The sequence below is a fragment of the Salmonella sp. FC25216 genome (genome assembly GCF_057751355.1).
Genome location: NZ_JBDGON010000003.1, coordinates 130,509 through 154,316 on the forward strand (window position 1 = coordinate 130,509; position 23,808 = coordinate 154,316).

A 23,808-nucleotide genomic window follows, 5' to 3' on the forward strand; every position below is an offset into this window, starting at 1 on the left:
GTGCCGGATGGCGGCTTCGCCTTATCCGGCCTACGAATCCACTTTGGCTTTAGCGTAAAAGCGGCCCTATCTTCAGCGTAGCGGCCACGTTTCGCGCAGTCATACGCACATTTTCGGCGGCATTCTCCAGAGCGTCCTCCAGCGTGCAGATGGTATAAATCACGCTGAAAACGGCATCAAGTCCATGTTCATGAACCACGCCAACATCCGCCGTCAGGCTACCCGCAATACCAATTACCGGTTTGTTATGCCGTTTGGCGATGTTTGCCACGCCAATGGGTACTTTACCGTGAATGGTCTGGCTGTCGATGCGTCCCTCGCCGGTGATGACTAAATCAGCATCCGCAAGGCATTCTTCCAGATGAAGTGCATCGGTGACAATCTCAATGCCACGCCGTAGCTGCGCGCCGCAAAACGCGTATAACGCCGCTCCCATGCCGCCAGCCGCTCCGCCGCCTGCCAGATCCAACACATCAACATGCAGATCGCGGGCAATCAAATGCGCATAGCGAATCAATGCCGTATCCAGACGTTCAATCATCTCCGGCGTCGCCCCTTTTTGCGGACCAAAAACCGCAGAAGCGCCCTCTTTGCCGGTCAGGGGGTTCGTCACATCGCAGGCGACGTCTATACGACACGCCGACAAACGCTTATCCAGACCGCTGATATCAATGTTGGCGAGTGTTTCCAGCCCAATGCCGCCTTGCGCAATATCATTGCCCTGCGCATCCCGTAGCCTGGCCCCCAGCGCCTGCACCATCCCCGCGCCACCGTCGTTGGTGGCGCTACCGCCGATACCGATAATGATATGCTCAACGCCCGCATCCAGCGCATGACGGATCAGCTCGCCGGTTCCCCATGACGTGGTTTTCAGCGGATCGCGCTGCGCGGGAGGTACCTGCTCCAGCCCGCTGGCGGCCGCCATTTCAATGAACGCGGAACGCGCATCGCCGGAAAGCCCATAAAACGCATTGACGCGATGCCCCAACGGCCCGGTGACATCAACATGCACGATTCGCCCCGCCGTCGCTTCGACCATCGCTTCGACAGTACCTTCCCCGCCATCCGCCAGCGGTAGTTTCAGGTAATCCGCGTCAGGCCAGATCTCGCGAAATCCTTGTTCAATGGCGGTCGCTACCTCAAGAGCACTCAAACTTTCTTTATACGAGTCTGGTGCGATCACTATTTTCATAAGTCGCCCTTATGCATGTTGCTCCTGTTAAGCATACACCCAGAGAAGTACCGGCCCCTTACGAAACCGACTCTGACTTAACGCACCATACAAGGGCGCTTATTATCAAACGTCCAGCCTGGAATTAAGTACTGCATTCCCATCGCGTCGTCACGCGCGCCTAAGCCATGCTTTTGATAGAGCTCATGCGCCTTCATCACCTGATCCATATCGAGCTCAACGCCCAGCCCCGGTTTGGTCGGTACTTGCACCATACCGCCTTTAATTTCAAACGGCTCTTTAGTCAGACGCTGATTACCTTCCTGCCAGATCCAGTGGGTATCGATCGCGGTGATCTTGCCCGGCGCCGCCGCCGCAACGTGGGTAAACATCGCCAACGAAATATCAAAGTGGTTATTAGAGTGGGAGCCCCAGGTCAGGCCGAACTCATGACACATTTGCGCCACGCGTACAGAGCCTTGCATAGTCCAGAAGTGCGGGTCCGCCAGCGGGATATCTACAGATTGTAGCGATAGCGTATGCCCCATCTGACGCCAGTCGGTAGCAATCATATTGGTCGCCGTCGGCAGGCCGGTGGCGCGACGGAACTCCGCCATCACTTCGCGTCCGGAGAAGCCCTGTTCCGCGCCGCAAGGATCTTCCGCATAGGCCAGCGATCCTTTCAGATAACGACCGATGTTGATCGCTTCATTGAGAGACCACGCGCCATTCGGATCAAGCGTCACGCGCGCGTTCGGGAAGCGTTTCGCCAGCGCCACGATTGACTCGGCCTCTTCTTCGCCCGCCAGCACGCCGCCTTTCAGTTTAAAGTCGTTGAAGCCATATTTTTCATAGGCGGCTTCTGCCAGACGCACTACCGTTTCCGGCGTCATCGCTTCTTCATGACGCAGGCGATACCAGTCGCATTGCTCATCCGGCTGGCTCTGATACGGTAGCGGCGTGGCCTTGCGATTGCCGACAAAGAACAGATAACCCAGCATTTCGACTTCGCTGCGCTGCTGACCGTCGCCTAACAGCGAAGCGACGTTGACGCCAAGGTGTTGGCCCAGAAGGTCAAGCATTGCCGCTTCAATGCCAGTCACCACATGGATAGTGGTACGGAGATCGAATGTTTGTAAACCGCGTCCGCCCGCATCGCGATCGGCAAACTGGTTACGAACGGCGGTCAGGACATTTTTATATTCACCCAGCGTTTTTCCCACCACCAGTGGGATCGCATCTTCCAGCGTTTTGCGAATTTTTTCGCCGCCCGGGATCTCGCCGACCCCGGTGTGCCCGGAGTTATCTTTAATAATGACAATATTTCGCGTAAAGAAGGGAGCGTGCGCGCCGCTCAGGTTCATCAGCATACTGTCATGGCCTGCGACCGGGATAACCTGCATTGAAGTAACCACAGGCGTCGTAAATTGTGCGCTCATAATCAAGTCCTTATTCAGAATTAGTGACGACCAAAAACAGGGCGTTTGCGATCAAAAGTCCAGCCAGGGATCAGGTACTGCATACTGCGTTGAGCATCACCGCGTGTCCCATTTCACGCCATGTTGAGTAGCATACTGTCATGTCCGTAATAACGGGACTGGATTGCGTTGTCATGATAATTGTCCTGCGACAAATTTCAGTTCAATACGCTTAATATCGCCGACCAGCACCAGATAGCTGATGATGGCTACCAGGGCATGAACGCCGACATAGATCAAAGCGCCGTTGAAGGAACCGGTGGTGCCAACGATGTAACCAATCGCGATTGGCGTCACAATACCGGAAATATTGCCGAACATATTAAACAAGCCGCCGGAAAGACCGCTGATCTCTTTCGGCGCGGTATCCGCCATCACGGCCCAGCCCAACGCACCGATACCTTTACCGAAGAAAGCCAGCGCCATAAAGCCGATGATCATCCATTCCACGTTCACATAGTTACAGAACACCATAACCATTGACAGCAACATCCCCAGTACAATCGGCGTCTTGCGCGCGATATTCAGGGAGCCAGTACGACGCATCAGCCAGTCGGAAATAATGCCGCCCAGCACGCCGCCGACAAAGCCGCAGACCGCAGGAACCGAGGCGACAAAGCCCGCTTTGAGAATCGACATGCCGCGCGCCTGGACCAAATAGACCGGGAACCAGGTAATAAAGAAGTAAGTCAGGGCGTTAATACAGTACTGACCGATGTAGACGCCAATCATCATACGAGAGCCCAGCAACTGTTTGATCTGGCCCCATTTGACGCTAAACGGTACTTTCGCTTTCGTATCTTTCTGATCCATGTTGATCAGCGCGCCACCTTCTGCGATGTACTCCAGCTCTTTCTTGTTTACGCCCGGATGGTTATTCGGTTCATGGATAACTTTCATCCAGATAAAGCTAATGATGATTCCTAACCCGCCCATAAAGAAGAAGACATGCGACCAGCCCACTTCGTGCGTCAGCCAACCCATAATTGGCGCGAAAATAACCGTGGCGAAGTATTGCGCGGAGTTAAAGATGGCCACCGCCGTTCCCCTCTCCTGCGCCGGGAACCAGGCTGCAACGATGCGACTGTTGCCCGGGAAAGAAGGCGATTCCGCCAGACCGACCATGAAACGAAGCGTAAAGAGGGCGACAACAATGCCGAAACCGCTAAAGATATCGACAAAACCCTGCAACAGGGTGAAGACTGACCAGATGAAAATAGACCAGAAATAGACGCGTTTGGAACCAAAGCGGTCCAGCAGCCAGCCGCCCGGGATCTGCCCGATAACATAGGCCCATGAAAACGCAGAGAAAACGTAGCCCATGCCTACCGGGTCAAGACCGATATCTTTAGCCATTTCTGAGCCGGCAATGGACAATGTGGCGCGGTCGCCGTAGTTGAAGGATGTGACGATAAACAGCATCACCACTATCCAGTAGCGGGCGTTCGTGCGTTTCTCCGCACCGCTCGCCGCGTGGCTTAATGAACTCATTGTTGCACTCCTGAAATTTCGCGTTAGCTACGCTCACTCTGAATTGCACAACCGGTAGGGAATCAGAGATAACGTTTCCTTGTTGCAGCCTTTATTAGGTCGTTTGCTTTGCACGCTGCATGCTTTTATTCACTGGCAGGAGAAGTATAAAAAGCGCGCCACACACACTCACCGTGCAACAACACAGTATTTTGGCGATGAATTACGCCTGTTTATGGCAAAAGCCCAGGACAGTGGAAGCCACTTCACGGAAATGAAATCAGAAGGCGTCAGGCGCCAACGCAGGAGGGATAAAAAGAGAAGAATGTGAAACAGGTCGCTTGATTACATGAAAACGCCCGTAAAAAACTGCCGCTTTTGCGGGTATATGCACAAAGCTAACACGATTCAGTTTCTTTACACTGTGTACAGGTCGTTATTTTGCTTACTGGCAACGCAAGCAAACAAAAAGGTACCCTCCCGTAGGGGGAGGGATTTACCTCAGGAAAGTAAGGTTCCCCAGTGTTCAACCCAGGGATTGGATTGGCTCTCCGGCTCCGGATGTTCGCTGGCATCAATTAATAACATCTCCCCCACCCGTCGCGCGCTTTGCTCCTGCAGCAGGGCATCAAACTGTTTGCCGCCATTACAGAAATTGGGGTAGCTGCTATCACCTAACGCAATCACCCCGTAACGCAGGTTTGGTTGAAAACCTAACGTATCTTTAATGCCGTGAAAGAGCGGCGCAATGCTGTCCGGTAGATCGCCCTGCCCGGTCGTCGAGGTGACCACCAGCGCAACCTTGTCCTGATATTGCTGCCAGTCGGACAGTTCAGGATCTTCAAACACGGTCGCGCTGTGGCCCTGTCTGGCGAGGATCGCTTCCGCTTCTTCCGCCACCAGCAGTGAGTTGCCATACATGGTCCCGACAAAAATACCAATTTCCGCCATTATGCGTATCTCCCTGAATTATGCCTGATGAGACTCATCCTGCCGGGACGCCGCCGTAAACTCAACCCTTTCATTGTCAGGGAGAAGTCCCCGCCAGCCAAACTGTGTCAGCGCCTGCATCCAGGTTTCATCCAACCCGGCCTGAATCATCAACGGCTGCCCGGTGAAGGGATGCGTCAGTTCAAGTCGGCTGGCATGAAGCATCAGGCGACGACAGGCAAAATGTTCCGCCGCGCTGCGGTTTTGTCGCAAATCACCGTGTTTACTGTCGCCGATGATAGGATGGCGCAGATGCGCCAGATGACGACGGAGCTGGTGTTTGCGTCCCGTTTTCGGCTCCAGTTCAACCAGACCATAACGCGTGGTGGGATAACGTCCGGTCGGCACCGCCATTTCGACCGTCGCCAGTCCGCGATACTGCGTTACAGCCGGCTGGGGCGCTTTATCCTCCCGGGCGAATTTATCGGCAATTTTATCGCGCTCTTCCACCAGCGGATAATCCAGTACCGCGTCATCCATCAGCCAGCCGCGCACAATGGCATGGTAGCGTTTACGGATGTGGTGCTGTTCGAACTGCTGCGCCAGGCGGCGTCCCGCTTCGCTGGACAGCCCCATCAACAGTACGCCCGACGTGGGTCTGTCGAGACGATGAGCGGTAAAAACATGCTGGCCAATTTGGTCGCGTACCGTTTGCATAACCACAACTTTTTCGTCGCGATCCAGCCAGCTCCGGTGAACAAGCCAGCCTGCAGGTTTATTCACGGCAACCAGCCACGGGTCTTGATAGAGGATCTCCAGCATCAGGATTTATCGCGGGTGAATAGCGCATCCAGATCCTGCAAAACCGCCAGGATCGCCTCCCGCTGCGGATGATCCGCCGCCAGCGCCATTTCGTAATAAGGGGCGATGGCAAACGCCTCGGGCAGCGGCTGCGCATTATCAAGTAGGGTATGCATACGCGGGATCAATACCCATTGCAACCATTCCAGCGGTGCCATGGTATCCATATAAAATGGCTGCGTGCTGGTAAACAGGTGCGCCTGCGGCGCATCCAGCCGCCAGTGGTGATGCTCGCGCAGCAGCGTTTCAAGCGCATGTAACTGCTGACGCACACGGTCATGAGTCGTCATGTTAAAAACCTCAATGATGAAAATCTGGCGCGAAGAATAACAAAAAAAAGGGAGCACTGTGTAAACAGTGCTCCCGGTTCGTTTCGCAGCATTCCAGCTACTTTTCGTGCTCCCTGCTCATCCGTGACAACTTTTCCTGTGACCTTACGGCCTGCTCATCCTGAACGTTTGCATCCTGCGCACATCGCCCCGATGTGATAGCTTCATCCTGAAGCGTCCCTGGTCATCCATACCCGCCGAACATCCTCATCGGCTCTCGTTCTCCGTCCTGGAGGTGTCCTTTAACGCATCCTGCGCTTTCCACTTTGCTTCATCCTGAAGCCTTTCCTTGTAACACCATCCTGGCGTGTCCTGCTGAAGCGTCATCATCCTGACGTTCACTTCGGTGTACGACTCCCTGTCGACGAAGATAGAATCGCCTGTTTCACCTTGTCTTACAAGACGCTTACAGACAATACCTTAAGTAAATTTTCATATGAAAGCGCTCAATAACATTTTAATATATTGATTTATATAGACTTACATAAGAAAGAGGAGGCCATGTATTCGCTGATATCCTGGCGATCTCCTACAGACCTTGTAAGAGATCTCTCACACTTGTTAGGGCAAACGATTACAGAAGAGGATTAAGTTGCGTAAGAAATTCCGCAAGCGTTGCGGCAAGGACGGTACGATTGCGGGTGCCCAGCGTTTCTTTAATCACCTCGCCGGACAGATTACAGACCGAGATAACCTCAAGCTCATTTTCCTGCGTCGCAATAAAAAGCGTGGGAGAAAGCTTGAGCCGCTTTTGCGTGACCAGATGGCCTATCAGATTTTCCTGTACGCGCCGAAAGTCATCCTGACTCCAGGTTTGCAGTAGCGTGAGCTTTTCATCCGCAAACTGCGCGGGCATGTCGCCAGCAAACTGCGTGGTGTAAAATGCGTGGAGCGCAGGTTGTACCACAATATCAAAGGCGCGTTCAACCGCGTTTACATTTTCTTCGCCTTCAAAAGGTTGCGGCTGCCAGTAAACGGCATCGCGGGTTGAAGAAATAATGCACGGGGAAGGTACGCCATACAGTTCTTCGCTCAACGGCCAGCTATCGTGTTTTTCTTGCCACGCGTCGCAGTAACGCGTCGTAAAGGCTTTCAACGCCTGCGCTGTCAGTTCGTCCACCAGTTTCTCTCTTCATAAAAGCCAGGATACACTTGGCGTATAGTGTATCTGGTTTATGACGGTGAAACATGTCTTCTTATGAAAATCATCAGGCTCTCGATGGCCTGACTCTCGGAAAATCAACGGATTATCGGGACAATTACGACGCCAGCCTGCTGCAGGGCGTGCCGCGCAGTTTAAATCGCGACCCGCTCGGATTAAAAGCCGATAATCTGCCGTTCCACGGCGCGGATATCTGGACGTTATATGAACTTTCCTGGCTTAACAGCCATGGTCTTCCTCAGGTCGCAGTCGGGCATGTCGAACTGGATTACACCAGCGTTAATTTAATTGAATCCAAAAGCTTTAAACTGTATCTGAACAGCTTTAACCAGACGCGCTTTGACACCTGGGAGACGGTGCGCCAGACGCTGGAACGCGATCTGCGTGCCTGCGCGCAGGGCAACGTTAGCGTGAGGCTTCATCGTCTTAATGAGCTGGAAGGACAGCCTGTCGCCCATTTCCACGGCGCCTGTATTGACGATCAGGATATCAGTATCGACAACTACCAGTTTACTACCGACTATCTGCAACATGCGGTCAGCGGCGAGAAGAGAGTGGAAGAGACGCTGGTCAGTCATCTGTTAAAATCTAACTGCCTGATCACCCACCAACCGGACTGGGGCTCGATACAAATTCAGTACCGCGGACGCAAAATCGACAGGGAAAAACTGCTGCGCTATCTGGTCTCATTCCGTCACCATAATGAATTTCACGAGCAGTGCGTAGAACGCATTTTCAATGACATTCTGCACTTCTGCCAGCCGGAAACGCTAAGCGTTTATGCGCGCTATACCCGCCGCGGCGGGCTGGACATTAATCCATGGCGCAGCAATACCGATTTTGTGCCCGCCACGGGCAGGCTGGCGCGTCAGTAATCTTTTTTGTCAATTTTGCGTGCCGGATTGCGCATGTAAGGTTGTGAAAGATCATCAGCCAGGGCTATTGTAATCAACGGGGAATGGCGTGTTGCGTCCCATAAGGAGTTTACTTGATTACACATATTAGCCCGCTTGGCTCAATGGATATGCTGTCGCAACTGGAAGTGGACATGCTGAAACGCACGGCCAGTAGCGACCTGTATCAACTGTTTCGTAACTGTTCACTTGCCGTTCTTAACTCCGGCAGCCTGACTGACAACAGCAAAGAGCTGCTGTCCCGCTTTGAAAGTTTCGATATCAACGTACTGCGCCGCGAGCGCGGCGTGAAGCTGGAATTGATTAATCCGCCTGAAGACGCCTTTGTTGACGGACGGATTATTCGTGCGCTACAGGCTAACCTGTTCGCGGTGCTGCGCGACATTCTCTTTGTGAATGGGCAGATCCATAATGCCGGGCGTTTCCAGCATCTGGATCTTGAAAGCTCAGCACATATCACCAATCTGGTGTTCTCCATTCTGCGCAACGCCCGGGCGCTGCACGTCGGCGAAGCGCCAAACATGGTGGTATGCTGGGGCGGCCACTCAATTAACGAAAACGAGTACCTGTATGCCCGTCGCGTCGGCACGCAGTTGGGATTACGCGAGCTGAACATCTGTACCGGCTGCGGCCCGGGCGCGATGGAAGCCCCCATGAAGGGCGCGGCGGTCGGTCACGCGCAACAACGTTATAAAGACAGCCGCTTTATCGGCATGACTGAACCTTCCATTATTGCGGCTGAACCGCCTAACCCGCTGGTGAACGAACTGATTATCATGCCGGATATCGAAAAACGCCTGGAAGCGTTCGTCCGTATCGCACACGGTATCATCATCTTCCCGGGCGGCGTAGGTACGGCGGAAGAACTGCTCTATTTGCTGGGTATTTTGATGAATCCGGCCAATAAAAATCAGGTGCTGCCGCTGATCCTGACTGGACCAAAAGAGAGCGCCGATTACTTCCGCGTTCTGGATGAGTTTATTACCCATACGCTGGGCGAAGCGGCCCGCCGTCATTACCGCATCATCATTGACGATGCGGCGGAGGTGGCGCGGCTGATGAAGAAAGCGATGCCGCTGGTGAAAGAAAATCGCCGCGATACCGGCGACGCCTATAGCTTTAACTGGTCGATTCGTATTTCACCGGATCTTCAGGTGCCGTTTGAGCCGTCACATGACAATATGGCCAACCTGAAACTGTACCCGGATCAGCCGGTTGAGATTCTGGCGGCCGATCTGCGGCGCGCCTTCTCCGGCATTGTCGCGGGGAACGTGAAGGAGGTGGGGATACGCGCCATTGAAGCTAATGGTCCGTATAAAATCCACGGCGATCGAGAGATGATGCGTCGCATGGACGATCTGCTTCAGGGATTCGTCGCGCAGCATCGTATGAAATTGCCGGGTTCCGCCTACATCCCCTGTTACGAGATCTGCGCTTAATGCTTATGCCCGGTTGCTGACAACAGCCGGGCGTTTCTCCCATTCCTTTCATTGCGGTATGGCGACCGACGTATGCCTTCATTTTTTATGATTGTCATCAGAGGCATAGCCCGCATTATTTTATAAACACCATTTATGATTCGCCATAAATAGATTGCCAGGCAAACGTTTTCCTCACTCCTCTTACCGTGATTTATCGGTCTAAACGCTTATTCGCCACCAGAATCCACTAAAAACATTGATTTTTATAGCGGAACCTCCGTATCTTGCGCCCCAATCTTTCCGGCCTTATATCGTTAATGGTAGCCTTCGCGCCCGGAAATTCGTTATGACGTTTTTTTAATAGATTAATGGTCCAAATTTATCCACATAAAAAGCGGATTATTGCATTTGAGATCGCGATCACTGATACATTCATCACTTAAATGTATCTTTCCGCCCGAAAATTATTACGGCGAAAAATTATATAAAAAGCGTCCCTAAGCAGATTTCATTTTACGATCAGGTCTTTTTTCATTGGATTAGACCAGCAACCTGATTTTTAGCATCCTCCAGGAGAAATAGATGGAAACCACTCAGACCAGCACTATTGCTTCGATTGACTCTCGAAGCGCATGGCGCAAAACAGATACCATGTGGATGCTGGGCCTTTACGGCACGGCTATCGGCGCGGGCGTTCTGTTCCTGCCAATCAACGCAGGCGTCGGCGGCATGATTCCGCTCATCATCATGGCGATTCTCGCTTTCCCGATGACCTTTTTCGCACACCGTGGTTTAACCCGCTTCGTGCTGTCCGGTAAAAATCCGGGCGAAGACATCACTGAAGTCGTTGAGGAACACTTCGGCATCGGCGCAGGTAAACTGATTACCCTGCTCTACTTCTTCGCGATTTACCCTATCCTGCTGGTTTACAGCGTGGCTATTACTAATACCGTGGAAAGCTTCCTGACCCATCAGTTAGCGATTAATCCGCCGCCGCGTGCGATTCTTTCCCTGATCCTGATTGTCGGCATGATGACCATCGTGCGCTTCGGCGAGCAGATGATCGTTAAGGCGATGAGTATCCTGGTATTCCCGTTCGTTGCCGCGCTGATGCTGCTGGCCTTGTACCTGATCCCGCAGTGGAGCGGCGCGGCGCTGGAAACGCTGTCCTTTGATTCTGCCGCGTCTACCGGCAACGGTCTGTGGATGACGCTGTGGCTGGCGATTCCAGTGATGGTCTTCTCTTTCAACCACTCCCCGATCATCTCCTCCTTCGCGGTGGCGAAGCGTGAAGAGTACGGTGAAGGCGCTGAGAAGAAATGTTCTAAAATTCTGGCCTTCGCCCACATCATGATGGTGCTGACCGTGATGTTCTTCGTCTTCAGCTGCGTGCTGAGCCTGACGCCGGCAGATCTGGCGGCGGCAAAAGAGCAGAACATTTCTATTCTGTCTTACCTGGCGAACCACTTTAACGCGCCGATCATCGCCTGGATGGCGCCGATTATTGCGATGATTGCTATCACCAAATCCTTCCTCGGCCACTACCTGGGCGCGCGTGAAGGCTTTAACGGGATGGTGATTAAATCGCTGCGTGGTAAAGGTAAATCCATCGAAATCAACAAACTGAACAAAATTACCGCACTGTTTATGCTGGTCACCACCTGGATTGTGGCTACGCTGAACCCCAGCATCCTGGGCATGATTGAAACCCTGGGCGGCCCGATCATCGCGATGATTCTGTTCCTGATGCCGATGTATGCCATCCAGAAAGTACCGGCAATGCGTAAGTACAGCGGTCATATCAGCAACGTATTCGTTGTGATTATGGGCCTGATTGCCATCTCCGCTATTTTCTACTCGCTGTTCAGCTAAGTCCTTTAGCGCCGCTTACCGCGGCGCTTCTCTATGATACAACCGCAATGGATGCCCTATGATTAGCGTATTCGATATTTTTAAAATCGGCATTGGCCCTTCCAGTTCTCACACCGTCGGACCAATGAAAGCTGGCAAGCAGTTCACGGACGATCTGATTGCCCGCCATATTCTTACGGATATCACCCGCGTAGTGGTGGATGTCTACGGCTCTCTGTCATTGACGGGTAAAGGCCACCACACCGATATCGCCATTATCATGGGCCTGGCGGGGAATCTGCCGGACACCGTCGATATCGACGCCATTCCGTCCTTTATCCAGGATGTGAACACCCACGGGCGTTTACTACTGGCCAATGGGCAGCATGAAGTCGAATTTCCGGTCGATAAGTGCATGAATTTCCACGCCGACAACCTGTCTCTGCATGAGAACGGGATGCGTATTACCGCGCTGGCGGGCGATAAGGTTCTCTACAGCCAAACCTACTACTCCATTGGCGGGGGCTTTATCGTCGATGAAGAACACTTTGGTTTGTCGAATAGCGAACCCGTCAACGTACCGTACCCTTACAAAACCGCCGCAGATTTACAGCGTCACTGTCAGGAGACGGGCCTGTCGCTCTCTGGTCTGATGATGCAAAACGAACTGGCCCTGCACAGTAAAGAAGCGCTGGAGCAGCACTTCGCCAGGGTCTGGGAGGTAATGCGCAGCGGTATTGAGCGCGGTATCACCACCGAGGGCGTATTGCCGGGTAAACTGCGCGTTCCGCGTCGCGCGGCGGCGCTGCGTCGAATGCTGGTCAGTCAGGATAAGACCACCACTGATCCGATGGCGGTCGTTGACTGGATCAATATGTTCGCGCTGGCGGTGAACGAAGAGAATGCCGCAGGCGGACGAGTGGTCACCGCGCCGACTAACGGCGCATGTGGTATTGTTCCGGCGGTGCTGGCGTACTATGACAAGTTTATCCGCGAAGTAAATGCTAACTCGCTTGCTCGCTATATGCTGGTCGCCAGCGCGATTGGCTCGCTGTATAAGATGAACGCCTCTATTTCCGGCGCCGAAGTGGGTTGTCAGGGAGAGGTCGGCGTAGCCTGTTCCATGGCGGCAGCGGGTCTGGCCGAGCTGCTGGGCGGTAGTCCGGCCCAGGTGTGTATCGCCGCAGAAATCGCTATGGAGCATAATCTGGGGTTAACTTGCGATCCGGTTGCCGGTCAGGTACAGGTTCCCTGCATTGAGCGTAACGCGATTGCCTCAGTCAAAGCGGTCAACGCCGCGCGTATGGCGCTGCGCCGTACCAGCGAACCGCGCGTATGCCTCGATAAAGTGATTGAGACCATGTACGAAACCGGTAAAGACATGAACGCTAAGTACCGCGAAACTTCGCGCGGCGGCCTGGCGATGAAGATCGTTACCTGCGATTAGTCGTTTCTCATTGCCCGGTGGCGCTGACGCTTACCGGGCCTACACTACGGGTGTCATTTGTAGACCGGATAAGCCGCAGCGCGGTGCCATCCGGTAAAATGTTGATGCCTGACATTAGCCTCGTCTCTCCGCCAGTGTTACCCTACGCGCAGGTTTGTAAGGGAGAACACCGTGGCTGCTCATCTGCTTATCGTCGACGCACTCAATTTGATTCGCCGTATTCACGCCGTTCAGGGATCGCCCTGTGTGGAAACCTGCCAACACGCGCTCGATCAATTGATTATCCACAGCCAGCCAACCCATGCCGTAGCGGTCTTTGATGACGACGCGCGCAGCAGCGGCTGGCGTCATCAGCGTTTGCCGGACTACAAAGCAGGACGTCCGCCGATGCCTGACGATTTACATAATGAAATGCCCGCCCTACGCGCCGCGTTTGAACAGCGCGGCGTGCGCTGTTGGGCATCAGACGGTAACGAAGCGGACGATCTGGCGGCGACGCTGGCGCTAAAAGTTACCGAAGCCGGACACCAGGCAACCATTGTGTCAACTGATAAAGGCTATTGCCAGTTACTCTCTCCGGGATTGCGCATTCGCGACTACTTCCAGAAACGCTGGCTGGACGCGCCGTTTATTGAAAAAGAGTTTGGCGTACTTCCCCGGCAGTTGCCGGATTACTGGGGTCTGGCAGGAATCAGCAGTTCGAAAGTCCCCGGCGTTGCCGGTATCGGCCCCAAAAGCGCGACCCAGTTGTTGATTCAGTTTCAAAATCTGGAGGGAATTTACGCCCACCTGGATGAGATGCCGGAAAAGTGGCGCAAAAAGCTTGAGACGCATAAAGAAATGGCATTTCTCTGCCGCGATATTGCACGTCTGCAAACCGATTTACATATTGACGGAAACTTACAGCAGCTACGGCTGGTGCGGTAACAATGTTGCCGGATGGCGCTGTGCTTATCCGGCTTACATTTCGTGCCATTCTGTAGGCTGGATAAGGCGTCACGCCACCATCCGGCAAAATTACCAGGCGATATGGTACAGTTCGACAATGTCCGCCAGACTCGCTTCACGCGGATTGCCGCCAGTACAGACATCATCGAACGCCGCCTGCGCCAGCGCCGGGATATCCTCTTTTCGAACGCCGACATCACGCAAATGCAGCGGAATTCCCACATCGCGATTTAGCGTAAATACGGCTTCCACGGCGGCATTGCGTGCCTCTTCAAGGCTCAATCCTTCTACCTTCACCCCCATCGCCCGGGCAATATCACGGAATTTCTCGTTGGTATGTCCGGCATTGAAACGCATCACATGCGGAAGCAAAATAGCATTCGCAACGCCGTGCGGCGTGTTGTAAAACGCCCCCAGCGGATGCGCCATCCCATGCACCAGCCCCAGCCCCACATTGGAAAACCCCATCCCGGCAACGTATTGCCCCAGCGCCATCGCCTCACCGGCCTCTTTTTCTCCGGCAACAGCGCCGCGCAGCGCGCCAGCAATCATTTCAATAGCTTTGATATGCAATGCATCCGTCAGCGCCCATGCGGCCCGGGTAATATAGCCTTCAATAGCATGGGTCAGGGCATCCACGCCCGTTGCCGCTTTCAGCGCGGGCGGCATACCGTCCATCATATCAGCATCGATAAATGCCGCCTGCGGAATATCATGCGGATCGACACAAACGAATTTGCGCCGTTTCTCTTCATCGGTAATCACATAATTGATAGTGACTTCCGCCGCGGTTCCCGCCGTTGTCGGAATCGCCATAATCGGCACGCTGGGTTTACGGGTCGGTGATAGCCCTTCCAGACTGCGCACATCGGCAAATTCTGGATTGTTACTGATAATACCGATCGCTTTGCAGGTATCCTGCGGAGAACCGCCGCCAATGGCGATGAGATAGTCCGCGCCGCTTTGGGTAAAGAACTTAAGCCCTTCCTGGACAACAGAAATCGTAGGATTAGGGATCACGCCTGCATAGATCTCCCACGCCAGCCCTGCGGCATCCATTCTGCTTGTCACCTTATCGACCACACCGCATTTTACCAGCGTTTTATCCGTAACAATCAGTGCCTTATGATAACCGCGGCGCGTCACCTCATCGGTTAATGCGTCCACCGCTCCCCGGCCAAACCATGCCGTTTCATTCAGAATCATTCTGTTCGCCATAGCCTGTCTCCTGACATCACTCTTCAATACGTAACCCGTAAGTTTTAAATTTCTCCAGCACGATAGCGATCGCCTCGTCATCCAGTACCGGTACCGGATCGACAATTGCCAGCGTACTTAAATAGAGCTGCGCCAGCACTTCCACTTCATGCGCCAGCCACAACGCTTTGTCTAAATTTTCTTCACAAGCGATAAGCCCGTGATGCTGTAGCAGCGTCGCTTTACGATTTTTAAGCGCCACGGCAACATGGTCAGAAAGTTCGCGGGTGCCAAAGGTGGCGTAGGGCGCGCAGGGAATAGAGTTCCCACCCGCGGCGGCAATCATGTAGTGAATCGCCGGAATCGGGCGATTCAGGATCGAGACTGCCGTACAATGAACAGCGTGGTTATGTACCACAGCATTGGCGTCAGGGCGAGTCTGGTATGCCGCCATATGAAAACGCCACTCGCTGGAAGGCAGTTTGCCCTGCTCATGCTGACCGTCAGCATCAATAAAGACAATGTGCGACTCTGTCAGCTTCTCGTAGGGGAGCCCCGTCGGCGTAATCAGCATTCCGCCCTGATAACGTACGCTCACGTTACCCGCCGTCCCCTGGTTTAACCCTAACCGCGTCATTTCCAGACAGGTATCAATAATCTGCCGCGCCAGTCTATTTCGTTCCATTATTTACCTCTCTCTGTGATTCAAAATGAGACAACAAAACCGCCTTCTGCATCACGCTGCTGTCCAGTTGAAATAATCGAATAGTTAGCAACTATCATCATACTGAATAAAGAGAAGGGAATTTAAATGACGATATTTTGTGATACACATCAATTAATCCGCCACGATAAACCAGACGACTACCGTTTCAATCGTCAATAAATGCCCGCTATTAATAATATTTTTTAAAACGGGCAAATATGAAGAATAAGTTACACCTGCCCGTTTTCGTAGCAATAATTTAATTCGGGCATTCAGCCTGTGGTTTTTTAAATTAAACATCTCAAACGGTCATTTTTTTATGGAAATTAAAGTGATGATAATCACAGAACGCTATGCTCTCAGGTATAAATGTGACCACCATCATATTAAAAGGCCTTTTTTATTTGAAAATGAATCCATGAGTTCATTCCGGACGCCAATTTATTACCGGTAAGAAAAGCGAACTCACCTAATTTTACGGTCTGGTGAGTAGAGCCGACCGCACGCAAAAGCTTCTGAACCAATGAGGATGCTATGGGAAACACAACAATACAAACGCAGAGTTTTCGTGCTGTGGATGCAGAGCAAAGCAAGAGCAAGCGCTACATTATTCCATTCGCCTTACTTTGCTCGCTATTTTTTCTATGGGCTGTCGCCAATAATCTGAATGACATTTTACTACCGCAATTTCAACAGGCTTTTACGCTAACCAACTTTCAGGCCGGACTGATTCAATCAGCCTTTTATTTCGGTTATTTCGTCATTCCAATTCCCGCCGGGATTTTGATGAAAAAACTCAGTTATAAAGCTGGGATTATCACCGGGCTTTTTTTGTATGCTGTTGGCGCCGCATTATTCTGGCCTGCCGCCGAAATAATGAATTATACATTATTTTTAATTGGCCTGTTTATCATCGCTGCCGGTTTAGGCTGTCTTGAAACTGCGGCCAACCCTTTTGTTACAGTATTGGGTCCAGAAAGCGGTGGCCATTTTCGGCTTAATCTGGCGCAAACTTTTAACTCCTTTGGCGCTATTATCGCCGTTGTGTTTGGGCAAAGTCTTATTTTGTCTAACGTGCCGCATCAATCACAGGAAGCGCTTGATAAAATGACGCCGGATCAGCTTAGCGCCTATAAACACAGTCTGGTGTTATCGGTACAAGCGCCATACATGATTATCGTCGCCATCGTATTAGTAGTTGCGCTGCTGATTATGCTGACCAAATTTCCGGCCCTGCAAAGTGACGATCACAGCGATGCTAAACAAAGCTCTTTCTTATCTTCTCTCTCCCGACTCATCCGTATCCGCCACTGGCGCTGGGCGGTGCTGGCGCAGTTCTGCTACGTGGGGGCGCAAACCGCCTGCTGGAGCTATCTGATCCGCTACGCCATTGAGGAGATCCCAGGAATGACGCCCGGCTTCGCCGCCAATTACCTGACCGGCACGATGGTGTGCTTCTTTATCGGCCGTTTCACCGGTACCTGGCTTATCAGCCGCTTCGCGCCGCATAAAGTGCTGGCCGCCTACGCCCTGTTTGCCATGCTCCTGTGTCTGATTTCCGCCTTTAGCGGCGGACATATCGGCCTGCTGGCGCTGACGTTGTGTAGCGCATTTATGTCAATCCAGTACCCGACCATCTTCTCGCTGGGTATCAAAAATCTGGGACAGGACACTAAGTACGGCTCGTCTTTTATCGTCATGACCATCATTGGCGGCGGTATTGTCACGCCAGTAATGGGCTTCGTTAGCGACGCCGCAGGCAAAATCCCGACCGCTGAACTGGTTCCGGCATTGTGCTTTGCCATCATCTTCATCTTTGCCCGTTTCCGTTCACAAGCGGCGACAAACTGAACATTTATCCGAATAACGTGAGGAATCTGTCATGAAAAAAATCAGCTTACCGAAAATCGGTATCCGCCCGGTGATTGATGGACGTCGTATGGGCGTACGCGAGTCGCTCGAAGAGCAGACCATGAATATGGCGAAAGCGACGGCGGCACTCATCACCGAGAAAATCCGCCACGCCTGCGGGGCACAGGTGGAGTGCGTCATTGCAGATACCTGTATTGCCGGTATGGCGGAATCCGCCGCCTGTGAAGAAAAATTCAGCAGCCAGAACGTGGGCGTGACCATTACCGTTACGCCGTGCTGGTGCTATGGCAGCGAAACCATTGATATGGACCCGATGCGTCCGAAAGCCATCTGGGGCTTTAACGGCACAGAGCGTCCCGGGGCGGTTTACCTTGCCGCGGCGCTGGCGGCGCACAGCCAGAAAGGCATTCCGGCGTTCTCCATTTATGGCCATGACGTGCAGGATGCCGACGATACCTCCATTCCCGCCGACGTCGAAGAAAAACTGCTGCGTTTTACGCGGGCAGGGTTAGCGGTAGCCAGTATGAAAGGCAAAAGCTACCTCTCCGTCGGCGGCGTGTCGATGGGGATCGCTGGTTCCATTGTCGATCATAACTTCTTTGAATCCTGGCTGGGCATGAAGGTACAAGCGGTAGATATGACCGAACTGCGTCGCCGTATCGATCAGAAAATTTATGATGAGGCCGAACTGGAGATGGCGCTGGCGTGGGCGGATAAAAACTTCCGCTACGGCGAAGATCAGAACGCCCCGCAGTATAAGCGCAATGAAGCCCAGAACCGCGCGGTGCTAAAAGAAAGCCTGCTGATGGCGATGTGTATTCGCGACATGATGCAGGGCAACAAGACGCTGGCGGACAAAGGGTTAGTTGAAGAATCGCTGGGCTACAACGCCATTGCCGCCGGCTTCCAGGGCCAGCGCCACTGGACCGATCAATACCCGAACGGCGATACCGCCGAAGCGCTGCTCAACAGCTCTTTTGACTGGAACGGCGTACGCGAACCGTTTGTCGTCGCCACCGAAAATGACAGTCTGAACGGCGTAGCGATGCTATTTGGCCATCAACTCACCGGTACCGCGCAGATTTTCGCCGACGTACGAACCTACTGGTCGCCGGAAGCTGTAGAACGCGTCACCGGCCAGGCGCTCAGCGGACTGGCGGAGCACGGCATTATTCACCTGATTAACTCCGGTTCTGCAGCTCTGGACGGTGCCTGTAAACAGCGCGACAGCGAAGGCAAGCCGACCATGAAGCCACACTGGGAAATCAGCCAACAAGAGGCGGATGCATGTCTGGCGGCCACCGAATGGTGCCCGGCGATTCACGAATACTTCCGCGGCGGCGGCTACTCATCCCGTTTCCTGACCGAAGGTGGCGTGCCGTTCACTATGACCCGCGTGAATATCATCAAAGGCCTGGGGCCAGTACTGCAAATCGCCGAGGGCTGGAGCGTCGAACTGCCGAAAGCGATGCACGATCAGCTTGATGCCCGCACCAACTCTACCTGGCCTACCACCTGGTTTGCGCCGCGTCTTACCGGCAAAGGCCCGTTTACCGATGTCTATTCGGTGATGGCGAACTGGGGCGCTAACCACGGCGTACTCACCATCGGCCATGTAGGGGCGGACTTTATTACTCTCGCCGCGATGCTGCGTATCCCGGTATGTATGCACAACGTAGAGGAGGCGAAGATCTACCGTCCTTCCGCCTGGGCGGCTCACGGTATGGATATTGAAGGCCAGGATTATCGCGCCTGCCAGAATTATGGCCCGCTGTATAAGCGTTAAGACACCGGATGCCGGATGGCGTTGCGCTTATCCGGCCTACAGCACCACGTAGGCCCGACAAGCGTAGCGCCATCCGGCGGCGTTTATGGAGTTATCTATGAAACAAGACGTCATCCTGGTTCTCGACTGCGGCGCGACTAACGTTCGGGCGATCGCCGTTGATCGCCAGGGAAAAATTGTCGCCCGCGCCTCAATCGCTAATGCCAGCGACATTACCGTAGAAAATAGCGCCTGGCATCAGTGGTCGCTGGACGCCATTCTACAACGTTTCGCCGACTGCTGCAGGTCACTCTCCGGCGCCCTGTCAGAGTGTGTTGTTCGCGGTATTACGGTGACTACTTTCGGCGTCGATGGCGCGCTGGTCGATGCACAGGGCAAGCTGCTCTATCCGGTCATTAGTTGGAAATGCCCGCGGACCGCCGCCGTGATGGAAACGATCGAGCGCTATATCTCACCCCGGCAATTGCAGACGCTCTCCGGCGTCGGCGCGTTCAGCTTCAACACGCTGTATAAGCTGGTCTGGCTTAAAGAAAATCATCCGCGCTTGCTGGAGCAAGCTCACTGCTGGCTGTTTATCTCGTCGCTGATTAACCACCGTCTGACCGGCGAGTTTACGACCGATATCACTATGGCTGGCACCAGTCAGCTACTGGATATCCATCAGCGCGACTTTAGTCCGGAAATCTTGCAGGCGACAGGCCTGGCGCGCCGCCTGTTCCCACGTATCGTGGAAGCGGGCGCACCGATAGGCACGCTACAGACAGACGCGGCCAGGCTACTTGGGCTACCAGCGGGTGTCCCGGTGATCTCTGCCGGACACGATACTCAGTTCGCGTTATTCGGCGCTGGCGCGCAGCAAGGTGAACCGGTACTCTCCTCCGGAACGTGGGAGATTCTGATGGTTCGCAGCGGTCAGGTGGATACCTCGCTGCTCAGCCAGTATCCGGGCTCAACCTGTGAACTGGACAGTCAGTCGGGGCTTTATAACCCCGGAATGCAGTGGCTGGCCTCCGGAGTACTCGAATGGGTACGAAAACTGCTGTGGACGCCGGAAACGCCATGGCAAACGCTGATCGACGAAGCGCGCGCTATTCCCGCTGGCACGGAAGGCGTGCGGATGCAGTGCGATCTGCTCGCCTGTCAAAATGCAGGCTGGCAGGGCGTGACGCTCAATACCACCCGCGGCCATTTCTATCGCGCCGCGCTGGAAGGCCTGACGGCGCAACTTCAGCGTAATCTGCGCACGCTGGAGAAAATCGGTCATTTTAACGCCACAGAACTGTTACTGGTTGGCGGCGGCAGTCGCAACACTTTGTGGAATCAAATGAAAGCTAATCATCTTGATATCCCTATCAAAGTGCTGGACGACGCAGAAACCACCGTTGCCGGCGCCGCCATGTTCGGCTGGTACGGCGTAGGCGAATTTAGTAGCCCGGAGCAGGCGCGCGCGCAGGTCAATTATCAGTATCGCTATTTCTGGCCGCAAACCGAACCCGAAATTATTGAGGGAGTATGAAATGTTAAAAACCATTTCACCATTAATTTCCCCGACACTGCTCAAAGTGCTGGCCGAGATGGGCCACGGGGATGAAATCATTTTTTCCGACGCTCACTTTCCCGCGCAGAGTCTGGGCCCACAGGTGATTCGTGCCGATGGTCTTAGCGTCAGCGATCTACTGCGGGCAATTATTCCGCTATTTGAACTGGATAGCTACGCTCCACCGCTGGTGATGATGGCTGCCGTGGAAGGCGACACGCTCGACCCCAGCGTTGAAGCGCGCTATCGGAACGCCTTGTCATTAGAAGCGCCGTGCCCGGATATTGTTCGTCTCAACCGCTATGCGTTTTATGAACGGGCGCAAAAAGCGTTTGCGATCGTTATCACAGGTGAGTGCGCGAAGTACGGAAATATTCTTTTAAAAAAAGGGGTAACGCCGTAATCTCTTGTCGGTGCGCCCGCATGGCGCGGGCGTTCATCGAATGATGGGGTGAGAAAAATGAAAGCGGCACGCCAACAAGCGATAGTCGATCTGCTGATCAATCATAAAAGTCTGACCACCGAAGCGCTGGCCACCCGGCTTAACGTCAGTAAAGAGACCATCCGCCGCGATCTCAGTGAACTACAGACACAGGGAAAAGTGCTGCGTAATCACGGACGAGCTAAATATATTCATCGTGAAAATCAGGACAGCGGCGATCCATTCCATATCCGTCTGAAAAGTCATTATGCGCATAAAGCCGATATTGCCCGTGAAGCGTTAGCGTGGATAGAAGAAGGAATGACGATTGCGCTGGATGCCAGTTCAACCTGCTGGTATCTGGCCCGCCAGTTGCCGGATATTCATGTTCAGGTTTTTACCAATAGCCATCCTATCTGTCAGGAACTGGGAAAACGCGAACACATTGCGCTGATAAGCTCCGGCGGTCAGCTTGAACGCAAATATGGCTGTTACGTTAATCCATCTCTTATCTCACAGTTAAAATCGCTTGATATCGATCTGTTCATCTTTTCCTGTGAGGGGATCGACGGCGGCGGCGATCTGTGGGACTCCAATGCGATCAACGCCGATTTTAAATCTATCCTGCTCAGGCGCGCATCGCAGTCTTTATTATTGATTGATAAAAGTAAATTTAATCGTTCGGGAGAGGCGCGCATCGGGCATCTGGATAACGTGACGCATATTGTTTCAGATGCGCCGCAGTCGTTGGCCGGATAAGCGTGCGCCATCCAGTACTGATTACACGCTGGATGGCGACTGCGCGTTTTTATCGCTCGTCGCGACGCCCGCCGACGGCCGCCCACAAACGACGCACGTGCACCGTCACCTCTTCGCGATCGTGATAAAGCTGACGCGCCTGGATCTGCGCATTAACGCCATGCTCATCCAACTGCGCCTGAAGATACGCCAGGTTATGCGACACCTCTTCATAGCGTTTTTTCATCGGCAGTTTAAGATTAAAAATCGTCTCCCGACACCAGCCGTTCACCAGCCACTGCGCCATCAACGCGGTGACTTTGGCCGGCTTCTCCACCATATCGCAGACCATCCACGAAATATTATTCCGGTTCGGACGATACCTGAAGCCATCCTCGCGCAGCCAGGTCACCTGTCCGGTATCCATCAGGCTTTGCGCCATTGGGCCGTTATCTACGGAGTAGACCCACATGTTGCGCTTCACTAACTGGTAAGTCCATCCGCCTGGACAGGCGCCCAAATCCACCGCATACATGCCGTTCGCCAGACGTTCATCCCACTCATCTTCCGGGATGAAAACGTGGAGCGCCTCTTCCAGTTTCAGCGTTGAGCGGCTCGGCGCATCGGACGGAAACTTCAAACGCGGGATGCCCATATAAAACGGTGAATTGTTATGCGCGAACGAATAACCGGTATAACAGCATCCTGGCGCGATAAAAAAGACATGGACTACCGGACGCTTCGGCGTTTCATAATTCGTCAATACTCCCGTATCCCGCAAAGCCGCACGCAGCGGCACCGTAAATTTGCGGCAGAACTTCATCAGTTCTTTACTTTCATTCGTGTCGGCGACTTCAACCCGTAGCTCGCCGCCCTTTTCCACTACGCCCTGCAACATTCCGACAATCGGCGTAATTCTGTCTTCCGGTGGTAAATGTTGCAGCAGTTCGCCCACCACAAACCACTGGCGGGCGAAAATCAGCGAACTGAACGGCAGTTCGGAAATCAGCTTTTCGCCATCTTCCGGCTGGTAGCATTCATAAATGACATAGCCTGCGTTCTCTTTTACGCGCGCAAAACCAAATATTTCCCGTTTTCCTGCTTTATCGGTAATTTCTGCGGCGCACTCTTTTTCAAACCCCGGACGGCAGAGCAATACAACTTTATTCATGGCTCGCGCCCTTACGTTTCATACGAATAGCGCCAATCAGCAATAGCGCCCAGCCTACCAGGAAACTGACGCCGCCGACAGGCGTGATATACGCCCACAGGCGCAAATGCGAAAGCGCAAGACAGTACAGGCTGCCGCTAAACAGCACCGTACCCAGCGCCAGAAAAACGCTGCTCCAGTAAAACCAGATGCTGATACGGCGCTGCATCGCCACCGCCAGACCAAAGATCGCCAGCGTATGGAACGCCTGATATTGCAGGCCGGTCTGAATCCAGCCCATTTCAACCACGCCCAGGGTTTTACTCAAAACATGCGCCCCAAACGCGCCCAGAGCAACGTAAATAAAACCGCTGATAGCGGCGACAATCAGCATAAAACGGCTGGTCATGGTCATACCC

The 23,808-nt window shown here is 53.4% G+C and carries 21 protein-coding genes; 10 read left to right on the plus strand and 11 right to left on the minus strand.

What is annotated here, in order from left to right; all coding sequences use genetic code 11:
* Positions 1-49 precede the first annotated feature (49 nt).
* The 7 genes from AC3G3F_RS06875 to syd all read right to left on the minus strand — a co-directional run bounded on the left by AC3G3F_RS06875 (position 50) and on the right by syd (position 7,359).
* Entirely contained in the window at positions 50-1,192 is a 1,143-nt protein-coding gene (locus tag AC3G3F_RS06875; RefSeq protein ID WP_053509161.1) for a glycerate kinase, read from the minus strand.
* Between the two features lie 77 nt (positions 1,193-1,269).
* On the minus strand, positions 1,270-2,610 hold the full coding sequence (gene gudD, locus AC3G3F_RS06880) for a glucarate dehydratase (protein ID WP_001275833.1): 1,341 nt from the start codon (positions 2,608-2,610) through the stop codon (positions 1,270-1,272).
* Positions 2,611-2,781: 171 nt separating this feature from the next.
* Positions 2,782-4,140, minus strand: a complete 1,359-nt coding sequence (gene gudP / locus AC3G3F_RS06885; protein ID WP_121768173.1) for a galactarate/glucarate/glycerate transporter GudP — start codon at positions 4,138-4,140, stop codon at positions 2,782-2,784.
* A 480-nt stretch (positions 4,141-4,620) separates the two neighbouring features.
* Entirely contained in the window at positions 4,621-5,070 is a 450-nt protein-coding gene (locus tag AC3G3F_RS06890; RefSeq protein WP_023249277.1) for a flavodoxin, read from the minus strand.
* Positions 5,071-5,088: 18 nt separating this feature from the next.
* A complete protein-coding gene (truC, locus tag AC3G3F_RS06895; protein WP_053509165.1) occupies positions 5,089-5,871 on the minus strand; it encodes a tRNA pseudouridine(65) synthase TruC in 783 nt (260 codons plus the stop codon).
* Complete coding sequence (locus tag AC3G3F_RS06900) at positions 5,871-6,200, minus strand: YqcC family protein (RefSeq protein ID WP_088734643.1); 330 nt, start codon at positions 6,198-6,200, stop codon at positions 5,871-5,873. The genes truC and AC3G3F_RS06900 overlap by 1 nt, the downstream gene beginning before the upstream one ends.
* Before the next feature lie 613 nt (positions 6,201-6,813).
* Positions 6,814-7,359: a SecY-interacting protein gene (gene syd, locus AC3G3F_RS06905; protein WP_023249273.1), complete on the minus strand. Its 546-nt coding sequence runs from the start codon at positions 7,357-7,359 to the stop codon at positions 6,814-6,816.
* Positions 7,360-7,427: 68 nt separating this feature from the next.
* On the opposite strand from syd, the gene queF reads away from it, so the two are divergent.
* From queF to xni, 5 genes are all read left to right on the plus strand, one after another.
* Positions 7,428-8,276 carry an NADPH-dependent 7-cyano-7-deazaguanine reductase QueF gene (queF, locus tag AC3G3F_RS06910; protein WP_023249272.1) on the plus strand — a complete coding sequence of 283 codons (849 nt, stop codon included), beginning with the start codon at positions 7,428-7,430 and terminating at the stop codon, positions 8,274-8,276.
* 113 nt (positions 8,277-8,389) lie between these two features.
* Positions 8,390-9,754, plus strand: a complete 1,365-nt coding sequence (gene ppnN, locus AC3G3F_RS06915) for a nucleotide 5'-monophosphate nucleosidase PpnN (protein WP_023249271.1) — start codon at positions 8,390-8,392, stop codon at positions 9,752-9,754.
* 564 nt (positions 9,755-10,318) lie between these two features.
* Positions 10,319-11,608: an HAAAP family serine/threonine permease SdaC gene (gene sdaC, locus AC3G3F_RS06920; protein ID WP_023178908.1), complete on the plus strand. Its 1,290-nt coding sequence runs from the start codon at positions 10,319-10,321 to the stop codon at positions 11,606-11,608.
* Between the two features lie 58 nt (positions 11,609-11,666).
* Positions 11,667-13,034 (plus strand): L-serine ammonia-lyase II, encoded by a 1,368-nt coding sequence (gene sdaB / locus AC3G3F_RS06925; RefSeq protein ID WP_023249270.1) that lies wholly within the window; start codon positions 11,667-11,669, stop codon positions 13,032-13,034.
* A 171-nt stretch (positions 13,035-13,205) separates the two neighbouring features.
* Complete coding sequence (gene xni, locus AC3G3F_RS06930) at positions 13,206-13,961, plus strand: flap endonuclease Xni (RefSeq protein WP_023249269.1); 756 nt, start codon at positions 13,206-13,208, stop codon at positions 13,959-13,961.
* Between the two features lie 90 nt (positions 13,962-14,051).
* Here xni and fucO read toward each other — a convergent pair whose 3' ends face one another.
* Positions 14,052-15,200, minus strand: coding sequence for a lactaldehyde reductase (gene fucO, locus AC3G3F_RS06935; protein ID WP_070804275.1), 1,149 nt, complete (start codon positions 15,198-15,200; stop codon positions 14,052-14,054).
* 16 nt (positions 15,201-15,216) lie between these two features.
* Positions 15,217-15,864, minus strand: a complete 648-nt coding sequence (gene fucA / locus AC3G3F_RS06940; RefSeq protein ID WP_023249267.1) for an L-fuculose-phosphate aldolase — start codon at positions 15,862-15,864, stop codon at positions 15,217-15,219.
* 555 nt (positions 15,865-16,419) lie between these two features.
* Between fucA and fucP the strand changes: the two genes are divergently transcribed.
* From fucP to fucR, 5 genes are all read left to right on the plus strand, one after another.
* Entirely contained in the window at positions 16,420-17,736 is a 1,317-nt protein-coding gene (fucP, locus tag AC3G3F_RS06945) for an L-fucose:H+ symporter permease (RefSeq protein ID WP_053529404.1), read from the plus strand.
* A gap of 31 nt (positions 17,737-17,767) precedes the next feature.
* The gene (gene fucI, locus AC3G3F_RS06950) at positions 17,768-19,543 is read left to right on the plus strand and encodes an L-fucose isomerase (RefSeq protein WP_053509175.1); all 1,776 of its coding nucleotides are present in this window, start codon (positions 17,768-17,770) and stop codon (positions 19,541-19,543) included.
* A gap of 97 nt (positions 19,544-19,640) precedes the next feature.
* Entirely contained in the window at positions 19,641-21,059 is a 1,419-nt protein-coding gene (fucK, locus tag AC3G3F_RS06955) for an L-fuculokinase (RefSeq protein ID WP_023249265.1), read from the plus strand.
* Position 21,060: 1 nt separating this feature from the next.
* Complete coding sequence (fucU, locus tag AC3G3F_RS06960) at positions 21,061-21,483, plus strand: L-fucose mutarotase (RefSeq protein ID WP_023249264.1); 423 nt, start codon at positions 21,061-21,063, stop codon at positions 21,481-21,483.
* 57 nt (positions 21,484-21,540) lie between these two features.
* Positions 21,541-22,260 carry an L-fucose operon activator gene (fucR, locus tag AC3G3F_RS06965; protein WP_488394707.1) on the plus strand — a complete coding sequence of 240 codons (720 nt, stop codon included), beginning with the start codon at positions 21,541-21,543 and terminating at the stop codon, positions 22,258-22,260.
* A 49-nt stretch (positions 22,261-22,309) separates the two neighbouring features.
* Here fucR and rlmM read toward each other — a convergent pair whose 3' ends face one another.
* Together rlmM and AC3G3F_RS06975 are read right to left on the minus strand one after the other, a co-directional pair.
* Entirely contained in the window at positions 22,310-23,410 is a 1,101-nt protein-coding gene (gene rlmM, locus AC3G3F_RS06970; protein ID WP_053529407.1) for a 23S rRNA (cytidine(2498)-2'-O)-methyltransferase RlmM, read from the minus strand.
* Positions 23,403-23,798: a DUF423 domain-containing protein gene (locus tag AC3G3F_RS06975; protein WP_000203913.1), complete on the minus strand. Its 396-nt coding sequence runs from the start codon at positions 23,796-23,798 to the stop codon at positions 23,403-23,405. The genes rlmM and AC3G3F_RS06975 overlap by 8 nt, the downstream gene beginning before the upstream one ends.
* Between the last annotated feature and the right edge of the window lie 10 nt (positions 23,799-23,808).